Origin of the sequence: Paractinoplanes deccanensis (assembly GCF_016862115.1) — a bacterium.
Taxonomy (GTDB): domain Bacteria; phylum Actinomycetota; class Actinomycetes; order Mycobacteriales; family Micromonosporaceae; genus Actinoplanes; species Actinoplanes deccanensis.
Window position 1 is genome coordinate 146,547 of record NZ_BOMI01000082.1, and the last position, 24,819, is coordinate 171,365.

Genomic DNA, 24,819 nt, shown 5'->3' on the forward strand with positions numbered 1-24,819 from the left:
TCGATGGCTGGCGTGATGAGGTCTGCGCGCGTCGCTCTGCTCGTACCCCTGCTCCTCGCGGCATGCAGTGACACCCCGGCGGACGCCCCGCCGCCGCAACAGAGCGTGTCCGCTCCACCGCCGTCGTCCGCCACATCGAGTGACCCTGTGGCGGCCGCCCTCGCGCAGATGTCCGACGCCGATCTCGCCGGTCAGGTGCTGATGCCGTACGCCTACGGCAGCTCGGCGACCAGCGTCGACAAGACCTCCGCCGCCGGCAACCAGGGGCTGGCCGGGGTGAACACGCCCGCCGAGATGATCGCCAAGTTCCACCTCGGCGGCCTGATCTTGGTCGGCTTCACCGCGCAGGACCCCACCGGCACCACCAACCCGACCACGAACGTCGAGAACCCGAAGCAGGTCCGCGAGCTCACCGAGGGCCTCCAGGCCGCCGCCCGCCAGGCGCCCGGCGGCGCCCCGCTGATGATCGGCATCGACCAGGAGTACGGCGTCGTCACGCGGGTCACCGACGGCGTCACCATGCTGCCGTCCGCGATGGCCGCCGGCGCCGCCGCCCAGCCGCAGCTCACCGAGAACGCCTGGCGCACGGCCGGCGAGGAGCTCGCGGCCATGGGCGTCACCGTCGACTTCGCGCCGGTCGCCGACACCCTCGGACCGCCCACCAACACGGTGATCGGCTCGCGGTCGTTCGGCGCCGACGCCAAGGCGAACGAGGCCCAGGTGGCCGCCGCCGTCCGCGGTCTTGAGAAGGCCGGTGTCACGGCCGGGCTCAAGCACTTCCCCGGCCACGGCCACACCAGCGGCGACAGCCACGACGGCCTGCCCGTGGTCACGCAGAGCCGCGCCACCTGGGACACGCAGGACCTGCCCCCGTTCCGCGCGGGCGTCGGCGCGGGCGCCGGGGTCGTCATGTCCGGCCACCTGGACGTGCAGGCGCTCGACAAGGGTGTGCCCGCCACGTTCTCCCACAAGGTCATGACCGACGAGCTGCGCGGCAAGCTCAAGTTCACCGGCGTGGCCGTCACCGACGCGATGAACATGCCGCCCGCCATGAAGTGGCCGCCCGGCGAGGCCGCCGTCCGCGCCCTGAACGCCGGCAACGACATGCTCCTCATGCCCCCGGACATCACCGCGGCCCGCGACGGCATCGTCGCCGCGCTGAAGGACGGCAGCCTCAAACGGGAACGCCTCGTCGAGGCCGTCACCCGCATCCTCACCCTCAAGTTCCGCACGGCGGCCCTCTCGCGCCCCGACCTCACGACCGTCGGCTCCGCCGCCCACGCCGCCGCCGTGAGCCCGCTGGCCGCCGCCTCGATCACGGTCCTGCGCGGCCCGTGCTCCGGCCCGCTCGTGCCCGGCCCGGTCTCCGTCTCGGCCGACCCGGTCCGCGAGACGGCCAAGCAAACCCTGATCAAGGAGCTGCAAGCGGCGGGCGTCAAGGTCCAGGCGAGTGGTGGGTCGCTCATCCGGCTGGTCGGGTACGGGGACAAGCCGGCCGATCTCGATCAGAAGGCGGCTGTGACGATCGGGATGGACACCCCCCACCTGCTGGCGTCGTCCAGCTCGCCGGTGCTCGTCGCGACGTACTCGTCCAGCAGGGTGTCACTGTCGGCGGCGGCGAAGGTGATCGCGGGCAAGGCCAAGGCGCCGGGCAGGTCCCCGGTGGCCGTGGCCGGCCTGCCCCGCTCGGCCTGCTGAGAAGACGGAAGCCGCGACCCCGGGCGGGTCGCGGCTTCCGGTGGTGTGCTCGGCGGGTCAGGCGCGGGTGAAGACCAGCGCCACGTTGTGGCCGCCGAAGCCGAACGAGTTGTTCATCGCCGCGGGGATGTCGAGCGGGCGGGCCTTGTGGGCCGCCACGTCGAGGTCGAGGCGCTCGTCGGGGTCGTCCAGGTTGATCGTGGGCGGGACCACGCTGTCGCGGATCGCCAGGATCGTGGCGATCGACTCCAGGGCGCCGGCCGCGCCCAGCAGGTGACCGGACATCGACTTGGTCGAGGTGAGCACCGGGTGGGTGCCGACCGCGGCCTTGATGCCGACGATCTCGCCCATGTCGCCGACCGGGGTCGACGTGGCGTGCGCGTTGACGTGGACGATGTCGGCGCCGGTCAGGCCGGCGTCGCGGATCGCCCGGGACATCGCGCGGGCGCCGCCCTTGCACTCCGGGTCGGGCTGGACGATGTCGAAGCCGTCCGAGGTGATGCCGGCGCCGGCCAGGCGGGCGTAGACGCGCGCACCCCGGGCCTTCGCGTGCTCGGCACGCTCCAGCACCACGGCGCCCGCACCCTCGCCGAAGACGAAGCCGTCGCGGCCCTTGTCCCACGGGCGGGAAGCTTTTTCCGGCTCGTCGTTGCGCGTCGACATGGCGCGCATGTTGGCGAAACCGGCGAACGGCAGCGGGTGGATGACCGCCTCGGTGCCGCCGGCGAGGACCACGTCGGCCCGGCCGGAGCGGATGATGTCGAGACCGAGCGCCATGGCCTCGGCGCCCGTCGCGCAGGCGCTGGCCATCGCGTGCACGCCGGCCTGCGCGCCCAGCTCGATGCCGACCCAGGCGGCCGGGCCGTTGGGCATGAGCATCGGCACCGTGTGCGGGCTGACCTTGCGCTGCCCGGACTGCTCGAGGATGTCGTCCTGGTTGAGGAGGGTGAGCGCGCCACCGATGCCGCTGCCGAGGCTGACGGCGAGGCGCTCCTTGTCGATCTCCGAGCCCTCGAGGCCCGCGTCGGCCCAGGCCTGCTTCGCGGCGATCAGTGCGATCGCCTCGGAGCGGTCGAGCCGGCGCATGCGGACCCGTTCGATGACCTCGGACGGGTCGACCTTGAGCTGCGCGGCGATCTTCACGGTGAGTTGCTCGGCCCACTCCGCGGTGATGGTGCTCACCCCGGAGCGGCCGGCGAGCATGGCGTCCCAGGTGGACGCGACGTCCCCGCCCAACGGGGTGGTCGCGCCGAGCCCGGTGACGACGACGTCGACGTTGCTCATGTCAGTGGTTCGCCTCGATGTAGCTCACCGCGTCACCGACGGTCTTGAGGTTCTGCACCTCGTTGTCGGGGATCTTGACGCCGAACTTCTCCTCGGCGGCCACCACGACCTCGACCATGGACAGCGAGTCGACGTCCAGGTCGTCGGTGAAGGACTTCTCCTCGGCGACGTCGTCCGGGTTCACCCCGGCGACCTCCTCGAGGATCTCGGCGAGGCCAGAGGTGATCTCTCCGCGAGTTGCCATTGTGAGTTGTTTCCTTTCAGTGGTGGGAAGAGCTCCGGCAGGTCGGCTGCTCAGGGGCAGCGGACGACCTGGCCGGCGTAGGTGAGGCCGCCGCCGAAGCCGAAGAGCAGGACCGGGGCGCCCGCGGGCACCTCCCGGCGCTCGACCAGCTTGGACAGGGCCAGCGGCACGCTCGCCGCGGAGGTGTTGCCCGAGTGGACCAGGTCCTTGGCGACGACCACGTCCGGCCCGAGGCCGAGCCGCTTGACGATGCCGTCGATGATCCGGGTGTTGGCCTGGTGCGGCACGAAGGCGGCCAGCTCGGACGGCGCGACGCCGGCCCGCTCGCAGACCTGGAGCGCGAACGGGGCGAGCTCGGTGGTCGCCCAGCGGAAGACGGTCTGGCCTTCCTGCTGGATGTACGGCTGCCAGCCCTCGATCTTGAGCGCGTCGCCCTTCTCGGGCGCCGAGCCCCACAGGACCGGCCCGATGCCCGGCTCCTCGTTGTCGGCCACCGCGGTGACCACGGCGGCGCCCGCGCCGTCGCCGAAGAGGACGGCCGTGGTGCGGTCGGTCCAGTCGGTGACGTCGGAGAGCTTCTCGGCGCCGATCACCAGCGCGTTGCGGGCCGCACCGGCGCGGATCGCGTGGTCGGCCGTGCCGATCGCGTAGCTGAAGCCGGAGCAGGCGGTGTTGAGGTCGTACGCCGCGGGAGCGGTGATGCCGAGGCGGGCCGCGACGCGCGTGGCGACGTTGGGGCAGCGGTCGATCGAGGAGCAGGTGGCGACCGTGACCAGGTCGATGTCGGCCGCGGTGAGCCCGGAACCGGCCAGCGCCTTCTCGGCGGCGAACGTGGCCATGTCGGCCACCGTCTCGCTGTCGGCGATGCGCCGCTCGGCGATGCCGACACGGCTCTTGATCCACTCGTCGTTCGTGTCGATGGTCGCGGCCAGGTCGTCGTTGGTGACGACGCGCGAGGGCTGGTAGTGCCCCATCGCGACGATGCGGGAACCCGCGGTCATGGTCATGCTCCTTCGTGCCGGGCGATGAGGTCGCGGGCGGCGGGCAGGTCGTCGGGGGTGTTGAGGGTGACGATCTCGGGGGCCCCGTTGCCCTTGAGCTCGCGCTTGACCAGGCCGGCCAGCGTGCCGGCGGGCGGCAGCTCGATGACGCCGGTGACGCCGAGGTCGGCCAGCGTGCGCATGCACAGGTCCCAGCGCACGGGCGCGGTGATCTGGCGGACGAGCCGCTGCACCATCTCGGAGCCGTCGGTCACGGCGGTGCCGTCGAGGTTGGAGAGCAGGGTGCGCGCCGGGTCGGCGGCACTGATGCCGCCGGCGACCGTGGCGAGCGCGGTCTCGGCGGGCGCCATGTACGGCGTGTGGAACGCGCCGGCCACCTTGAGCGCGATGATCCGCGCCTTGGCGGGCGGCTCGGCGGCCAGCGCGGCGAGCCCTTCGAGCGACCCCGCGGCCACCACCTGGCCGGTGGCGTTGCGGTTGGCCGGGTGCAGGCCGTGCTTCTCGATCGACGTGAGCACCTCGTCGGCGTCGCCGCCGAGGACGGCGCTCATGCCGGTCTCTTCCAGGGCGCACGCGGCGGCCATCTCACGGCCGCGCAGCCCGGCGAGCGCGATGGCGGCCTCGGCGGGCAGCACGCCGGCGAGGGCGGCCGCGCCGAGCTCACCGACGCTGTGCCCGGCGACGACGCTGAAGCTCCCGAGCTGCTCGCCGGCGAGCAGGGCGGCGGCGACCAGCAGCGGCTGCGTACGAGCGGTGTCCTTGATCTCCTCCTCCCCGGCCTCGGTGCCGAGGTGGACCAGGTCGAGGCCGGCGAGCACCGACCACCAGCGCAGCTTGCTCTCGGCGCCGGGGAGGTCGAGCCACGGGGTCAGGAAGCCGGGCTTCTGGGAACCCTGGCCGGGGGAAAGTACGGCGAGCACGTCTTCGACTCTTCCGGATAGGTCGCCGTTGCGGGGTTGCTGACGGCGACGAAACCCTACGACGGCTGTTGTAGGAACTCTACAAGTCGGTGAGCTAAGTCGCAGGGTCGAGGCGGCCGACCGCCAGTGCCATCCGCAGCGCGAACGCGTCTCGCCCGTCCAGCGGCGACAGCCCGGTCACCTCGGCGACCCTTTTGAGCCTGTACCGGATGGTGTTCGGGTGGACGAACAGCTCGCGGGCCGCACTCTCGAGCACCCCGCCCGCGGCGAAGAAGGCGTCGAGGGTGTCGAGCAGCCCGCCACCGGCGCGCGACAGCGCACCGTACGCGTCGTGCCGCAGTTTGCGACGGGCCTCCATGTCGCCGGCGAGCGTGCGCTCGGGCAGCAGATCGTCGGCCGACACGGGGTTCGGCGCACCGGGCCACGCGGGCGCCGCCCGGAACCCGGCAAGGGCGGCCCGGGCCGACTCGGTGGCCTGGTCGAGCGACGGAACGGCCGGCCCGACCACGATCGGCCCCTCCCCGAAGCTCGCCGCCAGCGCCGAAGCGGTGGCGACCGGATCGGCGGCGCCACCCATCACCACGACCAGCCGGTCACCGTGCACACCGCCGATGACCTCGATGCGAGCGCGCCGGGCGGCCCGGTAGACAGCGTGCAGCACGGCGGTGATGTCGCCGCCGGGGGAGCGGCCCACCACAACGGCGACCGGAGGAGCGTCCGCCCACCCGAGCGCGGCGGCCCGGCTGGCGAGCACATCGGACGAATCGCCGCGCAACAGGGCGTCGACCAGCAGGGCCTGCAGCCGGGCATCCCAGGCACCGCGCGACTCGGCGGCGCGCGCGTAGACCCGGGCGGCGGAGAAGGCGATCTCGCGGGAGAACTTGAGGATGGCCTGCAGAAGAGGCTCCTCCTCGCCCGGCGCGGCAAGCGCGGCAACCTCGGCCTCGGCCACATCGATAGTGACCTTGATCAGCTGTACGGTCTGCGTCAACGTGATCGACCGAGCCAGCGCCCGAGGCGCCGCCGCGAAGACCTCGTCGGAGATCTCCTGAGTGCTGTCCTCGGTGGCTCCACCGGACCGAAGCCACTCCACGAGCGACCGCACACCGGCCTGGGCGACCAGCATGACCCAGGACCGCTGATCGGCCGGAAGAGCCCGAAACCAGGGCAGAGTCTCATCCATACGAGCCACGGCGGACGAGGCCAGCGCCCCGGCATGCCGCTCGATCCGCCGCAGAGTCTCGGCCGGGGGCGGTTTCGCCGAGCCCTGGGGCGGCGCGGTCTCTGACACGCCCCAAGCCTGCCATGCCCGGTCGACGCCGCGGTGTCCCGGCCGCGCCGCCGCCTATGGCCGGCACGCGCGCTCACCCCATGCCCTGTAGCGCGGCAGCCGACAGCGAGCGAACGTTCGCTTTGGTGTTGTGCTGTGTCGCTTCAAGTGACAGCGAGCGAGCGTTCGTTTTACTTGTCGGCTGTCGTCGAGCGCTGGCACGTGGCACGGGCGTTCTTCCCCGCGGTGCTGCGATGATCACTGCAGGCGGCTGCGTGAGCGAACGTTCGTTCTTTTCGCTTGCGCACCGAACGACCCTCATGGCAAGCGCAAGCGAACGTTCGTTCTTTCCGGTGAAGCCGCCCGGGCGGCTGGTGAAGCCGGTCGGGCCACCGAGAAGGCCCGGGGCTGTGTCGCTTCAGTCGACTGCGCGAGCGAACGTTCGTTCTTTGTCGCTTGCGCGCCGAGTGCTCCTCATGGCAAGCGCAAGCGAACGTTCGTTCTTCTGGGAGGTCAGGCTGTGTCGTGTCGCTGGCCTGCACGAGCGAACGTTCGTTCTTCATTGCTTGGGCGCCGAGCGCTCCTCACGGCAACGCAAGCGAACGTTCGTTCTTCTGGGGACCGGGGCTGTTTCGTATCAGTCGGCTGCGCGAGCGAACGTTCGTTCGATGTCCGGGCCGGCGCGGGTCGCATACCAAGGCGGCGTGCGGGTTTGCCATGTTGGCGAGTGGGTTGCGGTTGTGGCGAGCGAACGTTCGTTCTGAGACGTACGCGACATGGCGCTCGGGGATTGGAAGAGGGAACGTTCATTTTGGGTGTTGTTCCGACCTGAGGTGGGCGGTTTGTTGCTGCGGGGGCGGTTGGGTGCTGGGCGGTTTGTCGCTCGTTGTGGGCCGCCGTCTGGGTGGTCGGGACTGGGTGTGGCATGGCTGGCGTCGCCGTAAAGAGGCTATTTGGGGCTTTTGTCCGGTGTAGCGGTGCGCCTCTCCCGTGATTTCGGTCGGTGACCTGGCAAGGTGTCGTCCTAGCGTCGCCGGATTCGCGTCCGCCTGCCGTAAAGCGCGGGTTGCGAGCTGCCGATGAAAGACCGCGAGAGGGTGAGGAGGCGAGATGACGGAACGGGAGAACTGGCCGCTCGGCGAGGGTGAGCCCGCGCCGGACGGCTCGCTGCCTGCGGCCGGGCCGGCCGTGGAAGAGACGGACCCGGAGTATGTGCCGGGGCCGAGCCGGGTCGGCTGCCGTACCGAGCTGCACGGCTGGGCCGGAGCTCACCTGCACGGCGCGGTGCGCCCTCGCCGCCGGGCCGCCGGACGGGGCCGTCCGCCCGGCCGCTGGTGCTGAGGACGACGCATAAGGCCTGACGCGGGCATAAGCTGCGGCCGAGATCGTGATGGCGGTGGCGACCGGATCAGGATCGCGTCGGGGGCGGTGTGAGGTGCGGGTATGAGCGCCGAGGGCATCACGCCAGGGGAGGCCCTCATGCGGCCCTGCGGGCGGAAGGCTCACTCAGCCGGGTGAGCCGTGCGGCGTGCCATGGTTGACATGAGGGAAATTCCGGACACGGTTACCGGGTGGACGACAAGAGACGGCTGATTCTGGACCAGGCCCTCGCTCTCGTCGATGAGCGCGGCCTCGCCGCGATGTCCATGCGGGCGGTGGCCGAGCGGGTCGGTCTTACCTCGATGGCGCTCTACCCGTATGTGGGGGGCAAGGACGCCCTGCTGGACGGTCTGGTGGATCTGCTCAACATGGAGCTCGGCGCCGACCTGGACCAGGCGGGCGGACACGCGAGCAGCCAGGCCGGGGATCGCGCCGATGGGGACCCGGCCGGCGGCGACCGTGGGGAGCTGGACTGGCGGCGGCGTCTGCGGGCGCTGGGGCGGGCCGTGCGAGCGTTGGCTGGCAAGCATCCCGGGGCCTTTCCGTTGCTGCTGAACCGGCCGGCTGCGGGGGCCTCCACCTCGTGGCTGACGGCGGCTCTGCGCGGCGTGCTGCATGACGCGGGGGTGGCGGAGGTGCGGGTTCCGCGGCTTGCCCGCATGATTCTGGCGTTTCTGCTTGGCTATGCGACCGGTGAGGTCACCGGTGGGCTTCCGGTGGCGCAGGCGCCGGAGGGGGAGTTCGAGGAGGATCTGGACGATCTGGTGCGGCTTGTGGAGGTCGCCGTTCAGGTCGCGTGATCGGCGTTCGGGGCACCGGGGCGGGCTTGCGCGCCTATAAAGGGCATATGTCCGGAAACGAGCGTGAGGATGATGACAGCCTGCGCGCGTTCGTGGCGGCTCGGCTGCCGCGTCTGCGTCGCTCGGCCTTTCTCATGTGTGGTGACTGGCAGCTCGCCGGTGAATTGACCCGTGCCGCGCTGGCGCGTCTCGTCGTGGACACGCGGCGGGGGGCGGTGGCCGACGCGGAGGTGTACGCGTACGCGGATCTGATGGAAGCCTGCCGCAAGCGCAACCGGCGGCGGGAGCACGTCTTCGTGGCGTCCGCCGGCGGTGCGGGGGTGGCGACCGAGTCGATCCTGCTGCTGGACGCGCTGCACAAGCTCGCGCCGCGATGCCGGGCCGTCCTCGTGCTGCGCTACTGGGACGGCTTCGACGTGGACACCACGGGGGCCATGCTGGACCTCGAGGACGAACGGGTCGCCGCCTACGAGCGCGCCGGCCTGGCCGCCCTGGAGAAGCTGCTGACCGAGTCGGAAGCCGCGATGGCCGGGGAAGCCGCAGCGGCCGGAGGGCGGCGGTGACCAGGGGAACGGCGGTGGCCCGTGGAGCAGCAGTCGCTGGGAGAGCAGCGATGGCGAGGAGTGCCGCGGCCGCCGGTGGAGGAGCGGCCGCTGGGGGAGTGATGCCCGGAGGTGCCGCGGCCGCCGGTGGTGCAATGGTCGCTGGGGGAGCGATGGCCGGGGAAGCCGCGGCCGCCGGTGGAGCCGCTGCGGCCGGCGGGGGCCTGATGGTGGGCGACGCCAGGATCGCTCGATGAGCGGGACCGGGCCGACCGGCCAGCTGCGTGAGCTGCTGGAGCATGTCGTCGAGGGGGAGCCGTCGATCGCCGGTGAGGTCGACGCCGTCTTTCGCCGGGCCGATCGGTTGCGGCGCCGGCGCGCGCGGCTGCTGCTCGGGTCCGGGGTGCTTGCGGCGGGAGCGGTCGTGGCGGCGGGTTATCTGCTCACCACGACGTTGCTGCCGGGCGCTCCGGTTGCCGAGCCGGTGCCGGTCGTGGTGTCCACCCCGGCCACGGTGGAGCCGGCGCCGGTGGCCAGTGCTGACCCCGTACGGCAGGTGATCGAGCCGTTGATCGAAGGGCGCGGGCTGGAGATCACGCCGCGGTCGCCGGAGCGCGGCGAGGGGTGGCGGCGCTACGAGGTGCGCGACGAGGACGGGCCGCGCGGCACGGTCGAGGTTGCCGCCTTCGACAAGCCGGGCGACTACTGCTTCCCGGTGAAGGCCGACGACAAGGCCTGCGCCCGGGTGGACAAGGCCGGCGGGCTCGAGTTCGTGCGCTACGACGACGACAGCGACAAGGACTGGCAGGTGCGCGAGACGATCGCGCGGCGGGTGAGCGACGGCCGTACCGTCGCCGTCATGGCCACCGGGGAGCGTGACGTGGGCGCCGAGCGCGGCAAGCCGGGGCTCACCGGGGCGCAGGTCGAGCAGGTGGCCACCGACGAGCGGGTCCTCGACGCCTTCGGTGACGAGGAGTGCGGGGAGGGTTGCCCGGCGCTGCGGACCCCGGTGGACTAGACCTTGCGGCGGATCAGGAACGCGATGCCGGCCAGGCCGACCAGGATGGCGATCAGGACCGCGCCGTTGAGCAGGAACAGGCGGCGCACCTCGCCCACGTATTCCTGGACGCCGGCCGGCTGGTCGGCGGCGTCGTCGACATCGAGGCCCTGGCCGATGCCGCCGCCGATGCCGCCGGTGACCACGTCGGGCTTGGCCTTGAGCGGCACGCCGGCGACGCGCAGCGCCTCGGGCATGGTGAGCCGGCCGTAGAACCAGCCCTCGGTCTTGGCGCCGGTCGGCTGCTTGGCGAGGCGGTGGGCACGGGGACCGCCGGCGGCCATCGGGAACAGGTCGAAGACCTGGAGCGCCTGCTTGTTGTTGAGCAGGGTCACCGTGTATTTGGCGCCGAGCTTGTCGGCCTGGAGCGCGGTCGTCTGGGACTTGGCCGACGCCATCCAGCTGACCTCGCTGTAGAGGCTCTCGAAGAGCCTCTTCTGCGTCTTCTGATCGACGAGGATCTTGCCGTCGACGTCCTTGCCGGTGATCTGGACGACGTTCGGCTTGGCGGCGGCCTTGGGCGCGGCCTGCGCCGCCGCGCCGGGAGCGAGCCCGACGGCGAGCGCCGCCGTGATCGCGAGCAACCGTGTGATCGCCTTCTGCACCATCGTCCGGCCTCCCCCGCCCCGTGGTTGGACATGGCTTCGCGCACTGTCGCCCGCTGACGCGGCCGTGGCCCTAAGCCTTCCCGGGCCAGCGCCCGGGCGCATCTCGAGCCGGACGAATTTGAAGCCATCTGGGGATGACCGAGAGACGACGACGGCCGTTGATCAGCGGCCGAATAGTACCTACCGCGCGCAACACGATGGAGGCCCGGTCACCCGACCGAGCCTCCATCGAAACGAAAACGTGTTACAAGCGGGCGCGCGCCGCGCGCAGCCGGGCGAGCGTCCGCTCGCGGCCCAGCACCTCGATCGACTCGAAGAGCGGCAGGCCCACCGACCGGCCGGTGACCGCGACCCGCACCGGCGCCTGGGTCTTGCCGAGCTTGAGCTCGCGGGCGAGGCCGACCTCTTCGAGCGCGGCCTTGAGCGGCTCGGCCGACCACTCCGGCAGCGCCTCGAAGGCGGCCGCGGTGGCGTCGAGGATGTCGGCCGCGCCCTCCTTCATGGCCTTGTTCCAGGAGGTCTCGTCGTAGGCCGGCTGGTCGAGGAAGAAGAAGTCGACGTACTCCACGATCTCGGACAGGACCGCGATGCGGGTCTGCGCCAGCGGGGCGACAGCGGTGAAGACGTCGACGTCGAAGCTCGCCGGCTCCCACGGCGGGGCCGGGATCGTGTCGGTGCCGCTCAGCCACGGCGTGCAGAGCTGGATGAACTCCTGCACGTCGAGCGCCCGGATGTAGTCGCCGTTGAACGCCCGCAGCTTTTTGACGTCGAAGAACGCGGGGGCGTGGTTGACCTCCTCGAGGCGGTACTCGTCCTCGATGACCTGCCACGGCACGATCTCACGGTCGCCGGTCGGCGCCCAGCCGAGCAGCATCAGGTAGTTCTTCATCGCGGCGGCCAGGTAGCCCTCGTCGCGGTAGCTCTCGAGGGCCACCTTGTCGCGGCGCTTCGACAGCTTCTGCCGCTTCTCGTTGACGATGACCGGCACGTGGGCCCAGACCGGCGGGGTGTGCCCGAGCGCCTCCCACAGCAGCTGCTGCTTGGGCGTGTTGGGCAGGTGCTCCTCGGCCCGGATCACGTGGGTGATGCCCATCGTCAGGTCGTCGACGACGTTGGCCAGCAGGAAGACCGCCGAGCCGTCGCTGCGCGCGATGACGAAGTCCTCCATCAGCTTGTTCTCGAAGGTGGGCTTGCCGCGCACCAGGTCCTCGACGACGGTCTCGCCCTCGTCGGGGGTGCGGAAGCGCAGGGCGCGGCCCTCGCCCGGCCCGAGGCCCCGGTCGCGGCAGAAGCCGTCGTAGCCGGTGTGCTGGTTGCCCGTGCGGGCGATGACGTCCTCGCGCTTGCAGTCGCAGTAGTATGCCCGGCCCTCGCCGTAGAGCCGGGTGGCGGCGGCGGTGTGGTCCTGGGCGTAGGAGGACTGGAAGTACGGTCCTTCGTACGTGCCGCGCTCGATGCCGATCCAGTCGAGCGCCGAGATGATGCCCTCGGTCCACTCGGGACGGTTGCGGGCGGCGTCGGTGTCCTCGATCCGCAGCACGAAGACACCGTCGTGCTGCTTGGCGTAGATCCAGTTCTGCAGCGCGGAGCGCGCGCCGCCGACGTGGAACATGCCGGTCGGAGAGGGGGCGAAGCGTACTCGTACAGTCACCCGCCAAGGGTACCTAGCGCACGGAACGGATTTTCACCACCGCCACCGCTCCGAGCAGGGTGACGAGGCCGGTCAGGCCGAACAGGGCGGGGTAGCCGCCGAGGTGGGTGACGATCGGTGCCGAGATGGCCGGGCCGATGGCCTGCGGGGCCGCGCTGGCGATGTTGATGACGCCCAGGTCCTTGGCGCGGTCGGTGGCGGCCGGCAGCACCTGGGTGATCAGCGCGGTGTCGACGGCGAGGTAGACGCCGTAGCCGGCGCCGAAGATCAGGGCGGCGGCCATGGAGACCGGCCAGGTGGGCCAGATGGCGAGCATCGTCGCGGCGATCGTGATCAGCACACCGGACCAGATCACGAAGATCTTGCGGCGGCCGAGCTTGTCGGAGAGGTGGCCGCCGGTCATCGCCGTGCCGATCATGCCGACCGTGTAGAGCAGGATCATGATGAGCAGGCCGGTGTCCGGATCGTCCAGCTTCACCGCGTCGGTCAGGAAGTAGAGCAGGTAGAGCGTGCCGAGCGCGTTGCCGAGCTGCACCAGGAAGCGGGTGCCGAAGGCCCAGGCGAAGTCGGGGTTGCCGCGCAGGTCGAGCCGCCACGTGGTGCGCACCCGGTGGCCGGCCGGGAGCGGCTCGTCCTGGGTGAGCAGGGCGAACGGGGCGGCGAGCACGACCAGGCCGAGGGCGAGCGCGATGTAGCCGAGGCTGATGTCGGTGACGATGGCGGTCACCAGGATGGCGCCCATCACCAGGCCGAGCGCCTGCGGCATGCCGATCCAGCCGGAGACCAGGCCGCGCTGGATGACCGGCACCCGGTCGGGCACGGCGGCGGTGAGCGAGGCCAGCATGATGTTGATGCCGACCTGGGCGGCCGCCCAGGCCAGGGTCACGGTGAGCAGGTTGGGCGCCTCGGCGAGGACGCTCAGCGCGAGCACGGTCAGGGCCGCGCCGCTCAGCGTCCAGACGTGCCGCCGGCCGTACGGGCGGCCGAAGAGCCTGAGCCGGGTGCGGTCGGAGAGCGAGCCGGCGAGCGGGGCCACCACGACGGCGACGAACGCGCCGATGCCGGTGACCAGGCCGAGCCACGCCTCCTTGTGCTCCTGGGTGAGCTCGGCGACCTGCTCGGGCAGCAGGATCTGGATGGGCGTGTAGCACGCCATCCAGAGGCCCAGGTTGGCGGCGAAGAGAAGGCCGATCCACGACCGGTTGACGGGCTCGGTGGGCTCGGCGAGGGCCGTTGATCCCTGCACGACGGCCATCCGGCCTCCTCGAAAGGTGAAAGTTCCTCGGAGGTTAGAGGATGACGATCCCCTCGGGAAGGGAGCTTACGGAAGGTGGTCGTGCGGTTGCAATCGGCAATTGAGGCCAATGAGGCTCAGACGGTGAAGCGGTCCACCAGGCCGGTGAGCTTGCGGGCCGTCGCGTCGAGCTCGCCCGCCGCGCGGTGCGACACCGCCACCGACGCCCGGGTGCCGTCGACCGCGCCGCTCACCACGCCGATGCCCTCGGCGATCTCGCGGCTGCCGGAGGCCACCTCGGAGATGTTGCGGGCCATCTCGGCGGTCGTGGCGGCCTGCTCCTCGACCGCCGCCGCGATCGCCGTCTGGTAGTCGTTCACCTGGGCGATCCGGGCCGTGATGGCCTCGATCGCGTCGACCGCCCGGCTGGTGTCGCTCTCGATCGCCTGCACCCGCGAGGTCACGTCCTCGGTGGCCCGCGCGGTCTCCTGGGCGAGCTCCTTGACCTCGCCGGCGACCACCGCGAAGCCCTTGCCGGTCTCGCCGGCCCGGGCCGCCTCGATCGTCGCGTTCAGCGCCAGCAGGTTGGTCTGCTCGGCGATGCTCGCGATCAGCCGCACCACGTCGGCGATCGCCGTGGTCGAGGCGCGCAGCTCGGTGATCACGCCGGCGGCGGCCGCGGTCAGCCCGACGCCGTCCCGGCCGGCCTGGGCCGCGTCCTGGGCGTTGGTCGAGATCTCCGAGATCGACGCGCCCATCTCCTCGGCGCCCGCGGCCACCGTCTGCACGACGTGCGAGACGCCCTCGGCGGCCACGTTGACGTGACCGGCCCGGGTGGCCGCCTCGTCGGCGGAGCCGGCCAGCTCGCCGCCGGTCGCGGCCACCTGCTGGGCCGTGCCGGCCACCTCGTGCGCGGCGTCGGTGACCTCGACCATCACCGTGCGCAGCTCGCCCACGGCGGTGTTGAGCTCGGCGGAGGCCACCGCGATCTCGTCCTTGCCGTCGACCGGCACCACCACGGTCAGGTCCCGCTTGGCGAGCCGGGACAGGCCGCCGGTGAGCCCGGCCAGGCGGCGCGCGATGCGCCGCGCCAGCGTCGCCGCCACCAGGCCGCCGACCACCGCGAGCACCACCGCCGCGATCACGAAGGCCACCAGCATCGCCTTGCGGCCGTCGCGGACCGCGGTGATCGGCCCGGCGAAGTCGGCGTCGTAGCCGCCGATCGCGATGGCCCACGAGTACGGCGCGTAGTAGGCGACCGTCGTGGTGGTCGGCCCGGCCGCCGCGCCCGCCGCGCCGGGCAACTGGTAGGTCGTGCTCCAGGTCGCGTCGTCCTCCAGGGTCGGCGCCTTGGCCACGATCTCGGCGACGTACTTGGTGCCGTTCGCGTCGGTCGACTCGGCGTCCACGCTGTCCGTGGCGCCGTCCACGCTCGACGCGACGACCCGGCCGGCGTCCGCCGACGACGTGCTGAAGACGCTGACCCAGCCGTTCTCGCCGACCTCGCCGGCGGTGACCGCGGCGGTCAGGTTCTCCAGGGCGTCCGACTGGGGGATGCCGGCGAAGAGCGAGCCGACCACCGCGCCGGAGGCGTCCTTGATCGGGTCGTACGCCGTGATGTACCAGGTGTCGACCACCTTGGCCACGCCGCGGTAGGACTTGCCCGCCTTGATCGCGGCGGCCACCGCGTTGGCCGTGCCGTTCGAGGTCGCCGGGATGTACGTGCCGATCGCCCGGCTGCCGTTCGCCGCCTCCACGGTCGTGCCGACCCGCAGCAGGTCGCCGGCGGTGTTCATGCGCTGGAAGACGGTGACCACGGCGCCGGAGACGGACGCGGCGTCGTCCACGAAGGGCGTGGTGACCTTCAGGTTCTTGTTCTGGCCGAGCCAGGAGCCGCCGATCATCATGCGCGGCAGCGTGACCGTCGTCTTCGCGTTCGTCACCTGATTGGTGGCCGTCCACGTCGCCGTGCGGTCCGAGAACGACACGCCGCCGCTGAGCGCCAGCAGCTTGTCGGCCGCGTTCATCGACACGTCGACGCTGTTCTGCACCTCGTCGCCGACCGACGACACCAGCGTGGTCACGTCGCTCGTGATCTGCTGAAGAGTCGCCTCGTTCTGGGCGACCACCTCACGCTCGGTGCTCTCGGCGAAGTCGGCGCTCTCCCACGCGCCGACCAGCACCAGGACGGCGGCGGTGCCGATCACCCCGCCCAGGCCCAGCGCGAGGAGCTTGTGACTGATCTGCATGCCGCGTCCCACTCCGTACCTATCGGCACGCTTCGGAGACGACTGAGCCGGGCCGGCCCTCGTGCGAGGACCGGCCCGGCTCGAGAGGAATCAGCTGTCGCCGCCGGTCTCGCCGACGGGGGCCGCGTTGACGTCGTCGATCGCGTACTTCTTGGCGGCCTCGGCCGGCACGTGCGCCGGCACCTTGCCGCGCAGCGCCAGCTGGCGCAGCGTGGCCACGGCCACCGACTCGCCGTCCACGTGGAAGTGGCGGCGCAGCGCGTGCCGGGTGTCGCTCATGCCGAAGCCGTCGGTGCCCAGCGACGTGTAGTCGTTCGGCACCCAGCGGGCGATCAGGTCGGGGACCGCGCGCATGAAGTCGCTGACCGCGACGACCGGGCCCTCGGTGCCCTCCAGCTTCTGCTGGATGTACGGCTTGCGCTGGGTGTCACCGGGGTTGAGCAGGTTGTGCTCCTCGGCCTCGACCGCGTCGCGGCGCAGCTCGGTCCACGAGGTGACCGACCAGACGTCGGCGGACACGCCCCAGTCCTGGGCGAGCAGCTGCTGGGCCTTGAGCGCCCACGCCATGCCGGTGCCGGAGGCGAGCAGCTGCGCCTTCGGGCCGTTCTCCTGCGGCGCCGCAGCATACCGGTAGATGCCCTTGAGCAGGCCCTCCCGGTCGACGTCGGCGGGCTCGGCCGGCTGGACCGCCGGCTCGTTGTAGACGGTGAGGTAGTAGAAGACGTTCTCCTGCTTCTCGCCGTACATGCGGTGCAGGCCGTCCTCGACGATGTGCGCGATCTCGAACGCGAACGCCGGGTCGTAGGCCACGACGGCCGGGTTGGTCGCCGCGATCAGCAGCGAGTGACCGTCCTCGTGCTGGAGGCCCTCACCGTTGAGCGTGGTGCGGCCCGCGGTGGCGCCGAGCAGGAAGCCGCGGGTCATCTGGTCGGCGGCCGCCCACAGCTCGTCCGCCGTGCGCTGGAAGCCGAACATCGAGTAGAAGATGTACAGCGGGATCATCGGCTCGTCGTGCGTCGCGTACGACGTACCGGCGGCGATGAAGCTCGCGGTCGACCCGGCCTCGTTGATCCCCTCGTGCAGGATCTGGCCGTTGGTCGCCTCCTTGTACGACAGGAAGAGCTCCCGGTCGACCGACGTGTAGGTCTGGCCGTGCGGGTTGTAGATCTTCTTGGTCGGGAAGAGCGAGTCCATGCCGAACGTGCGGGCCTCGTCCGGGATGATCGGCACCCACCGGGCGCCGAACTCCTTGTCCTTCATGAGGTCCTTGAGCAGGCGCACGAAGGCCATCGTGGTGGCGACCTTCTGCTTGCCGCTGCCCCGCTTGACGTCGCCGAACGCCTTCGAGTCGGGGATCTGGAGGATCTTGCCCTTGGTGCGGCGGCTCGGGATGGAACCGCCGAGCTCGCGCCGGCGCTCGAGCATGTACTGCATCTCGTCGGACTTCTCGCCGGGGTGGTAGTACGGCGGGAGGTACGGGTTCTCCTCGAGCTGCTTGTCGCTGATGTCGAGGTAAAGCGTGTCCCGGAAGCCCTTGAGGTCGTCCAGGGTCAGCTTCTTCATCTGGTGGGTCGCGTTGCGCGCCTCGAAGTGCGAGCCGAGCGTCCAGCCCTTGATCGTCTTGGCGAGGATCACGGTCGGCTGGCCGGTGTGCTCCATGGCCGCCTTGTACGCCGCGTACAGCTTGCGGTAGTCGTGGCCGCCGCGCTTGAGGTTCCAGATCTCGTCGTCGGACATGCCCTCGACGAGCTTGCGGGTGCGCGGGTCGCGGCCGAAGAAGTGCTCGCGAACGTACGCCCCGGACTCGCCCTTGTAGGTCTGGTAGTCGCCGTCCGGCGTCACGTTCATGAGGTTGACCAGCGCGCCGTCGCTGTCGGCGGCGAGCAGCGGGTCCCACTCCCGGCCCCAGATGACCTTGATGACGTTCCAGCCGGCGCCACGGAAGAACGCCTCGAGCTCCTGGATCACCTTGCCGTTGCCGCGCACCGGCCCGTCGAGCCGCTGGAGGTTGCAGTTGATCACGAAGGTGAGGTTGTCGAGCTCCTCGCGGGCGGCCAGGCCGATCGCGCCGAGCGACTCGACCTCGTCCATCTCGCCGTCGCCGAGGAACGCCCAGACGTGCTGCTGGCTGGTGTCCTTGATGCCGCGGTTGTGCAGGTAGCGGTTGTAGCGCGCCTGGTAGATCGCGTTCAGCGGGCCGAGGCCCATGCTGACCGTCGGGAACTCCCAGAAGTTGGGCATCAGGCGCGGGTGCGGGTACGACGGGAGGCCGCCGCCCGGGTGCGACAGCTCCTGCCGGAAGCCGTCCAGGTCGTTCTCGGTGAGCCGGCCCTCCATGAACGCCCGCGCGTACATGCCGGGGGAGGCGTGGCCCTGGAAGAAGATGTGGTCGCCGCCGCCGGGGTGGTCCTTGCCGCGGAAGAAGTGGTTCATGCCGACCTCGTAGAGGCTGGCGCTCGACGCGTACGTCGAGATGTGGCCGCCGACGCCGATCTCGGGCCGCTGCGCGCGGTGCACCAGCATGGCCGCGTTCCACCGGATGTACGCCCGGATGCGCCGCTCGACGAACTCGTCACCGGGGAACCACGGCTCGCGCTCGGGAGTGATCGTGTTGACGTAGTCGGTGGAGGTCAGCGGCGGGATGCCCACCTGTCGCTCCCGGGCCCGCTCCAGCAGGCGCAACATAACGTAACGGGCTCTCTTGGCGCCCCGTTCGTCGATGACTCCGTCGAGCGACTCGACCCACTCGTTCGTTTCCTCGGGGTCGATGTCCGGAAGCTGGCTCGGCAGGCCGTCGCTGATCACCGGGCGCTTGCGCTCCGTGGCCACAGGCATTCCTCTTGGTCGGGTGTCGGACCGAGCGGCCCATTGTGTGAGTCGCGCGGTAATAACTCCATCCTGCCCCTTCGCAGTGTGCGGCGTCACGCCTACCGTCCGGCTACGCGATACGCGACACACGTACTGATCAGTAACATCTACCTTTCACTAACCGGGCAGGAAGCTGAACCGTACCTGGCGCGTGGGATTGTCTCCGTTGGTGTCCACCAGGCAGACGGACTGCCACGTGCCGAGCGCGATCCGGCCATCGATCACGGGCAATGACGCGTACGGCGGGATCCACGCCGGAAGGACGTGATCGCGGCCGTGCCCCTTGGAGCCGTGCCGGTGCCGCCACTTGTCCTGGGCGGGCAGGAGCTCGTCGATCGCGGTGAGCAGGTCGTCGTCCGAGCCGGCGCCGGTCTCGATGATCGCGATGCCGGCGGTGGCGTGCGGGACGAAGACGTGCAGCAGGCCGTCCCCTTCGGATCGCACGAACTCGGCGGCCTCGGCCGTGATGTCCCGGACGACGGGGCGGTCGCCGGTCCGGACCGTGATCACTTCAGTGCGCATGGGAGGAGTCTGCCAGCCGCCCATACCAGTCCGCGCGGCGATGCATCTACCCCATAAACCCGTTTCAGCCTTATTTACCCCTGAAATGGCTACCTTGTGGTGGAAGAAGGAATCGAACGCGGGGGTGTGAGAGCAGTGCAAGCAGAGGTGCCGCGGCGACGGCGGCGAAACTCCAGATGGGCGCTCGCGGTCGTGACCGCGCTGCTGTCGGTGGCCGGGATCGTGACCAATCCCGCCCCGGCGTCGGCGGCACCGTCCGCGCCGGACTCGGCCACGGCCGTGGCGGGACGCCGCAGCATCCTGGTCAGCTGGGTCATGCCGGCCAACCCGGGCACCGTGGCCGGCTACCGGGCGACCACCAGCCCGGGCAACTTCACCTGCGACGTGACGTCACCGTCGCAGACCTCGTGCACCATCGGCGGCCTCACGGCGCTCACCTCGTACACCGTCAACGTCATCGCCTGCACGACCACGCCGCCGAACGTCGGCGACTGCTCGGCCCCGGCGACGTCGAACTCGGCCGTGCCCGGCCCGCCGGGCGCACCGACCTCGGTCGGCGCCGTCTACCAGGACAACCCGAACAAGATGCGGGTGTCGTGGACGCCGGGCACCGCGGGCCCCGGCATCGCGTCGTACAAGGTCACGCCGTACCCGCTGACCGACGGCCTCACCGGGACCTGCACCACCCTGGTGACCCACCCGACCACCACCTGTGACTTCGAGAACCTGGTCTCGGACACGTCGTACACGTTCCGCGTGCAGGCCAACGGCGTGACGAACGAGGCCGGCAGCACCGGCACCTCGCTGGTCAGCGCCGCCTCGCCCGCGAAGGTCGCCGGGCCGCCGCACAAGCCGGCCAAGCCCACCACGGCCTACCTCGACGACACCTCGGTGACGGTCTCGTGGGACAAGCCGGCCGGCGGCCAGCCGATCACCGGTTACTCGGTGGTGGGCAGCCCCTCCGGCAGCTGCTCGTCGGTGGACCCGGACGTGACGACCTGTGACGTCACCGGGCTCACCGGCTCCACCTCGTACACCTTCACGGTGGCGGCCACCGGCGACGCCGGGGGCACCTCCGGGCCGAGCGACCCCTCGGACGCGGTCATCCCCGCCTTCCCCGGCAAGCCCGAGCCGCCCGCCGTCGAGCTGGGCGACCAGGCCGGCGAGGCGCTGGTCTACTGGGAGCCGCCGGCCGACGGCGGCACCGTCACGCAGTACATCGTGCGGTCCTACTCGCCGGACGACCAGACGTGGGGCGAGGGCTGCACGGTCAGCGCGCCCACCACCGAGTGCGTGATCAGCACGCTGGAGAACGCGAAGTCCTACCAGTTCGACGTCACGGCGAAGAACGCGGCCGGCGAGCAGACCTCCGGTCTGAGCTCCCCGCCGATCGTCTCCGAGCTGCCGGGCAAGCCCTCCACGCCGGTCGTGACGCTGGGCGACGCGCCGGGCGAGGTGAGCCTCACCTGGCAGCCGCCGGCCTCGGGCGGCACGATCACCAGCTACGGCGTGACGGCCATCCCGGCCACCGGCTTCGTCGCGGGCGTCAAGTCCGGCGACTGCGCCGCGAACCTGAGCGCGCCGGCCTGTGAGATCACCGGCCTGGACCCCACCGTCTCGTACACCTTCCAGGTGGCCGCGGCCGGTGACCTCGGCGCCACCGCCTCCGACCCGAGCGACCCGATCATCCCGGACGAGCCGGGCGTGCCCCGCACCGTGGCCGCGGCGATCGGCGACGCCGAGGGCACCGCCACGGTGACCTGGCTGGCCCCGAACACCGGCGGCGAGGTCGTCACCTACGACGTGACGGCCGCGTCGGACCAGGGCGCCGAGAGCTTCGGATGCGCCGACGTTGACGCCGGCGTGACCGAGTGTGCCGTCACCGGGCTGGACCCGGCCACCGCGTACACCTTCACGGTCACCGCGACCAACACCGCCGGCACCTCGGCCGGTGTGGCCGCCGAGCCGCTCGTGCCGAGCGCGCCGGGCAAGCCCACCACCCCGGAGGTGACGCTCGGCGACGCGCCGGGCAAGGTCAACCTGACCTGGGACGCTCCGGTGAGCGGCGGCGCGGTGAACGGCTACACCGTGAACGTCATCCCCGCGACCGGCGCCGACGTGGGCGTGCTGGACGCGTCCTGCGCCACCGACCTCGACAACCCGGCCTGCCTGATCACCGACCTGGACCCCGCCGTCTCGTACACCTTCACGGTGAGCGCGGAGGGCGACCTCGACACGGTGACCTCCGACCCGAGCGCGGCCATCGTGCCCGACGTGGTCGGCGTGCCGGCGGACGTGACGGCGAAACTGGTCGCCGCCACACCCGGCCAGATCCGGGTGACCTGGGCCGCGCCCACCTCCGGCGGCACCGTCGACACCTACACGGTCCGGGCCCTCCCGCTCGACGGCGCCACGGCGCCGAGCAACGCACCGTGCGAGGTCGCCGGCGACGCCGTCACGCTCGCCTGCACCCTCGAGGACCTGGACCTGGCCGGCGAGTACCAGTTCACGGTCGAGGCCGAGAACCTGCTCGGCCCGGGCAGCGCCTCGGTGGCGACCGCGGCGCTGATGCCCGACGAGCCGGGCGCGCCGCAGACGGTGGCGGCGGGCCTGGTCGAGAACACCCCGGCGGCGGTCGACGTGACCTGGTCGGCACCCATCACCGGCGGGGCGCCGACGAGCTACGTGGTCACCTCCGCGTCGACCGAGTCCGGACCCGAGACGTTCGGCTGCCCGGACCTCACGGCGAACGACCTCACCTGCCGGATCACCGGCCTCGACACGGCCAAGCACTACACCTTCACGGTGGCCGCCGCGAACGCGGTCGGCGACACGGCAGCGGCGCCCACCGCCGCCATCGTGGCGGACGCCCCGGGCGAGCCCACCTCGGTCGCCGCGGACCTGGACGCCATCGCCGGCGCCGGGAACGCGCTGGTCACCTGGGTGGAGCCGACCGGCGACGCCGAGATCGACGGCTACACCGTGACGGCGACCTCGCCGGACGGCGGCGTCACCCCGAGCGACTGCACCGCCCTCGCGGGCGAGACCGAGTGCCTCGTGGCGGGTCTCGAGGAGGACAAGCAGTACGCGTTCACCGTCGCGGCGGGGAACCTGGCCGGCGAGACCGCCTCGGCGGCGACCGACCCGATCGTTCCCGGCGCACCGCTCGCACCCACCGACGTGCAGGCGGGCGTCACCACGACGCCCGGCACGGTCGTCGTGAGCTGGACGCAGCCGCCCGGCGTCGTCGTGGACACGTGGACGGTCACGCCGGAGTCGTCCGACGGCGGCACCGAGCCGTCCCCCTGCGTGGTCACGCCTCCGCAGGCCCTCCAGTGCACGTTCGCCGGCCTGAGCCAGGACAAGCACTACACGTTCGCCATCACCTCGGAGAACGTGCTGGGCCCCGGCCTCGGCTACACGACTGACCCGCCGGTGATCCCGAACCGGCCGGCCACGCCGGGAGCACCGCAGGCCGAGATCACCTCGGTCGACGAGAACGCCGGGACCGGCACCGTCACGGTGACCTGGCGCGCGGCGCCGGAGAGCGCGGGACCGATCACCGGTTACACGATCACCGCGTACGCCGAGAGCGACCCCGGCGTCCGGCTGCTCCAGCAGTCCTGCGTGGAGGTGCTCGCGGACGGCCCGCTCACCTGCGACTTCACGGTCTCGTCGCTGGAGGACACGTACACCTTCACGGTGTCCTCGATCGGCGCGGGCGGCTCGGCCGCCGAGAGCGCGCCGAGCGAGCCGGTCGACATGCGCGCACCGGGCCTGCCCGGCACACCCACGGTCACGCTGGGCGGGGCCAACGCCGTCCGGGTCACCTGGGACGCGCCGGTCGAGGGCGGCCCGATCGTCGGCTACGACGTGCGGTCGAGCCCGATCGTCGTCACCCCGCAGAACTGCACCAACGTGGGCGCCAAGAGCCGGACCTGCATCTTCACCGGCCTGACCAGCGGCAACCGGTACAGCTTCAACGTGCGGGCCAACGGCACCGGCGGCCGCTACGTCGAGACGGACTTCTCGGAGACCATCCTCGTCGGCGCGCCGGACGTGCCGGAGCGGCCGGTGGTCGCCCCGGGCGACGCGACCGACACGGTCCGGGTCAGCTGGACGCGCCCCGCCGCGGGCGCGGGCATCGCGGGCTACACGGTGCAGCTCGAGAACGGCTCGGAGGCGTGCACGGCGCTCTCCGACCAGACCTCGTGCGCGGCCACCGGCCTCACCGCCGCCAGCTCGTACCGCTTCCGGGTGCAGGCCAACGGCGTGGTCGACGCCGGCGACTCGGCGTTCAGCCCGTTCTCCGAGGCGATCGTGCCGGGCGCGCCCGGCCGGCCGCAGAACGTCGACGTGGTCGGCGGCGACCGGCAGATCGCGGTGTCGTGGTCCGCGCCGCAGTACGGCGCCGACCGGGTCGTGTCCTACCGGGCGGTGGCGACGCCGGGCGGTGGCTCCTGCACGACGGCCTCCGCGGCCGTACGCGAATGTGTCATCACCGCCTCGGTGGAGAATCTGGCGTCGTACCGGGTCACCGTGGTCGCGGTCGGCGCCGGCCTGGAGTCGCCGGCCAGCGTGCCGTCGGCCCGGGTGCGGCCCACCGCCGGCCCGCCGGGAGCGCCGGCCGGCGTGCAGGCCAGCGGGCTCAACGCCGGCGCGCGGGTCAGCTGGACGGCGCCCGCGGCCACCGGTGACGGGGTCGCCGGCTACACCGCCACCGCGACGAACACCGCCGGAAGCTCGCGCAGCTGCTCGACCACCGAGCTGACCTGCACGATCTCGGGCCTGACCAACGCGCAGACCTACCGGGTCACGGTGGTGGCCCTGGGCCGCGGTGCCAGCGGCTACTCGCCACCGAGCGCGGCGGTGACGGTCGTGCCGAGCGTCCCGCCGAGCGCGCCGACCAACGCGAGCCTGGTCGTGGGGGCACGGGCCTTCACGGTGAGCTGGACCGCGTCGGCCGGGCAGGGCGACGGCCTGACGGGCTACACCGCCACGGCGAGCGGCGGCGGTACGTCCCTGACGTGCACGACGACGACCACGAGCTGCACGATCAGCGGGCTCACCGCGGGCACCTCCTACACGGTCAGCGTGGTGGCGAACGGCACCCAGCAGGGCACGGTCTCGACCGCGGCCACGGTGGCCGGCGAACACGTGGCGCTCACCGCCACCGCGCCGACGCTGCCCAGCACGCTGCCCATCTCGGCCGGCACGCTGACCAGCTCGGCGGCCTCGCCGCTGCGGCTCGGCCAGCAGGTGACGATCAGCGGCACCGGCTACGCGCCGTACACCGGGGTCACCGTGGGCATCTACCCGGGCCCGGGCCGGCTGGGCGCCACGGTCACCAACGCCGACGGGTCGTTCAGCCTGCCGGTGACGATCGGGAACGTCACGGCCGGCACCAGCCGCACGATCACCGCGGGCGGCATGTTCACCGCCGGCACGGTGCGGTACAAGACGCTCTCCGTGACCGTCAACCCGTAAGACG

The 24,819-nt window shown here is 71.7% G+C and carries 17 protein-coding genes; 6 read left to right on the top strand and 11 right to left on the bottom strand.

All coding sequences use genetic code 11. The annotated features are described in order from the left end of the window. The first annotated feature begins 3 nt into the window (after nt 1-3). Nucleotides 4-1,698: a glycoside hydrolase family 3 protein gene (locus Ade02nite_RS21680; protein ID WP_379037416.1), complete on the top strand. Its 1,695-nt coding sequence runs from the start codon at nt 4-6 to the stop codon at nt 1,696-1,698. 57 nt (nt 1,699-1,755) lie between these two features. Here the strand turns inward: Ade02nite_RS21680 and fabF are convergent, their stop codons facing one another. From fabF to Ade02nite_RS21705, 5 genes are all read right to left on the bottom strand, one after another. After that, a complete protein-coding gene (fabF, locus tag Ade02nite_RS21685; protein WP_203766477.1) occupies nt 1,756-2,982 on the bottom strand; it encodes a beta-ketoacyl-ACP synthase II in 1,227 nt (408 codons plus the stop codon). 1 nt (nt 2,983) lies between these two features. Further along, nucleotides 2,984-3,226: an acyl carrier protein gene (locus Ade02nite_RS21690; RefSeq protein ID WP_203766479.1), complete on the bottom strand. Its 243-nt coding sequence runs from the start codon at nt 3,224-3,226 to the stop codon at nt 2,984-2,986. Nucleotides 3,227-3,276: 50 nt separating this feature from the next. Further along, nucleotides 3,277-4,227, bottom strand: a complete 951-nt coding sequence (locus Ade02nite_RS21695) for a beta-ketoacyl-ACP synthase III (RefSeq protein WP_203766481.1) — start codon at nt 4,225-4,227, stop codon at nt 3,277-3,279. Nucleotides 4,228-4,229: 2 nt separating this feature from the next. Beyond that, the gene (locus Ade02nite_RS21700; RefSeq protein WP_203766483.1) at nt 4,230-5,147 is read right to left on the bottom strand and encodes an ACP S-malonyltransferase; all 918 of its coding nucleotides are present in this window, start codon (nt 5,145-5,147) and stop codon (nt 4,230-4,232) included. A 94-nt stretch (nt 5,148-5,241) separates the two neighbouring features. Next, nucleotides 5,242-6,438 (bottom strand): PucR family transcriptional regulator, encoded by a 1,197-nt coding sequence (locus tag Ade02nite_RS21705; protein WP_203766485.1) that lies wholly within the window; start codon nt 6,436-6,438, stop codon nt 5,242-5,244. 1,089 nt (nt 6,439-7,527) lie between these two features. On the opposite strand from Ade02nite_RS21705, the gene Ade02nite_RS21710 reads away from it, so the two are divergent. From Ade02nite_RS21710 to Ade02nite_RS21725, 4 genes are all read left to right on the top strand, one after another. Continuing rightward, the gene (locus Ade02nite_RS21710) at nt 7,528-7,758 is read left to right on the top strand and encodes a hypothetical protein (RefSeq protein WP_203766568.1); all 231 of its coding nucleotides are present in this window, start codon (nt 7,528-7,530) and stop codon (nt 7,756-7,758) included. A gap of 230 nt (nt 7,759-7,988) precedes the next feature. Next, entirely contained in the window at nt 7,989-8,597 is a 609-nt protein-coding gene (locus Ade02nite_RS21715) for a TetR/AcrR family transcriptional regulator (protein ID WP_203766487.1), read from the top strand. Nucleotides 8,598-8,644: 47 nt separating this feature from the next. After that, nucleotides 8,645-9,160, top strand: coding sequence for a sigma factor-like helix-turn-helix DNA-binding protein (locus Ade02nite_RS21720; RefSeq protein ID WP_203766489.1), 516 nt, complete (start codon nt 8,645-8,647; stop codon nt 9,158-9,160). 232 nt (nt 9,161-9,392) lie between these two features. Then, nucleotides 9,393-10,157 (top strand): hypothetical protein, encoded by a 765-nt coding sequence (locus Ade02nite_RS21725; RefSeq protein WP_203766491.1) that lies wholly within the window; start codon nt 9,393-9,395, stop codon nt 10,155-10,157. Here Ade02nite_RS21725 and Ade02nite_RS21730 read toward each other — a convergent pair. From Ade02nite_RS21730 to Ade02nite_RS21755, 6 genes are all read right to left on the bottom strand, one after another. Continuing rightward, nucleotides 10,154-10,804 carry a hypothetical protein gene (locus Ade02nite_RS21730; protein WP_203766493.1) on the bottom strand — a complete coding sequence of 217 codons (651 nt, stop codon included), beginning with the start codon at nt 10,802-10,804 and terminating at the stop codon, nt 10,154-10,156. The two genes, Ade02nite_RS21725 and Ade02nite_RS21730, sit on opposite strands and share 4 nt — an antisense overlap. A 244-nt stretch (nt 10,805-11,048) precedes the next feature. Beyond that, complete coding sequence (gene gltX, locus Ade02nite_RS21735) at nt 11,049-12,455, bottom strand: glutamate--tRNA ligase (RefSeq protein WP_203766495.1); 1,407 nt, start codon at nt 12,453-12,455, stop codon at nt 11,049-11,051. Nucleotides 12,456-12,468: 13 nt separating this feature from the next. Continuing rightward, nucleotides 12,469-13,710, bottom strand: coding sequence for an MFS transporter (locus Ade02nite_RS21740; RefSeq protein ID WP_203766497.1), 1,242 nt, complete (start codon nt 13,708-13,710; stop codon nt 12,469-12,471). A 116-nt stretch (nt 13,711-13,826) separates the two neighbouring features. Further along, nucleotides 13,827-15,938 carry a methyl-accepting chemotaxis protein gene (locus tag Ade02nite_RS21745; RefSeq protein WP_203766498.1) on the bottom strand — a complete coding sequence of 704 codons (2,112 nt, stop codon included), beginning with the start codon at nt 15,936-15,938 and terminating at the stop codon, nt 13,827-13,829. 90 nt (nt 15,939-16,028) lie between these two features. After that, nucleotides 16,029-18,767 carry a pyruvate dehydrogenase (acetyl-transferring), homodimeric type gene (aceE, locus tag Ade02nite_RS21750; protein WP_203766500.1) on the bottom strand — a complete coding sequence of 913 codons (2,739 nt, stop codon included), beginning with the start codon at nt 18,765-18,767 and terminating at the stop codon, nt 16,029-16,031. A gap of 156 nt (nt 18,768-18,923) precedes the next feature. Then, nucleotides 18,924-19,328 (bottom strand): YjbQ family protein, encoded by a 405-nt coding sequence (locus Ade02nite_RS21755; RefSeq protein WP_203766502.1) that lies wholly within the window; start codon nt 19,326-19,328, stop codon nt 18,924-18,926. A 192-nt stretch (nt 19,329-19,520) separates the two neighbouring features. Here Ade02nite_RS21755 and Ade02nite_RS21760 point away from each other — a divergent pair, with 192 nt between their 5' ends. Next, nucleotides 19,521-24,815 (top strand): fibronectin type III domain-containing protein, encoded by a 5,295-nt coding sequence (locus tag Ade02nite_RS21760; RefSeq protein WP_203766509.1) that lies wholly within the window; start codon nt 19,521-19,523, stop codon nt 24,813-24,815. Nucleotides 24,816-24,819: the final 4 nt, after the last annotated feature.

What these genes read in the sequence shown, in the direction of transcription:
- Ade02nite_RS21730 (WP_203766493.1), bottom strand. Translation starts at nt 10,804, where the DNA reads ATGGTGCAGAAGGCGATCACACGGTTGCTCGCGATCACGGCGGCGCTC.
- Ade02nite_RS21690 (WP_203766479.1), bottom strand. Translation starts at nt 3,226, where the DNA reads ATGGCAACTCGCGGAGAGATCACCTCTGGCCTCGCCGAGATCCTCGAG.
- Ade02nite_RS21695 (WP_203766481.1), bottom strand. Translation starts at nt 4,227, where the DNA reads ATGACCGCGGGTTCCCGCATCGTCGCGATGGGGCACTACCAGCCCTCG.
- Ade02nite_RS21720 (WP_203766489.1), top strand. Translation starts at nt 8,645, where the DNA reads ATGTCCGGAAACGAGCGTGAGGATGATGACAGCCTGCGCGCGTTCGTG.
- Ade02nite_RS21725 (WP_203766491.1), top strand. Translation starts at nt 9,393, where the DNA reads ATGAGCGGGACCGGGCCGACCGGCCAGCTGCGTGAGCTGCTGGAGCAT.
- Ade02nite_RS21745 (WP_203766498.1), bottom strand. Translation starts at nt 15,938, where the DNA reads ATGCAGATCAGTCACAAGCTCCTCGCGCTGGGCCTGGGCGGGGTGATC.
- fabF (WP_203766477.1), bottom strand. Translation starts at nt 2,982, where the DNA reads ATGAGCAACGTCGACGTCGTCGTCACCGGGCTCGGCGCGACCACCCCG.
- Ade02nite_RS21680 (WP_379037416.1), top strand. Translation starts at nt 4, where the DNA reads ATGGCTGGCGTGATGAGGTCTGCGCGCGTCGCTCTGCTCGTACCCCTG.
- Ade02nite_RS21755 (WP_203766502.1), bottom strand. Translation starts at nt 19,328, where the DNA reads ATGCGCACTGAAGTGATCACGGTCCGGACCGGCGACCGCCCCGTCGTC.
- Ade02nite_RS21740 (WP_203766497.1), bottom strand. Translation starts at nt 13,710, where the DNA reads ATGGCCGTCGTGCAGGGATCAACGGCCCTCGCCGAGCCCACCGAGCCC.
- Ade02nite_RS21710 (WP_203766568.1), top strand. Translation starts at nt 7,528, where the DNA reads ATGACGGAACGGGAGAACTGGCCGCTCGGCGAGGGTGAGCCCGCGCCG.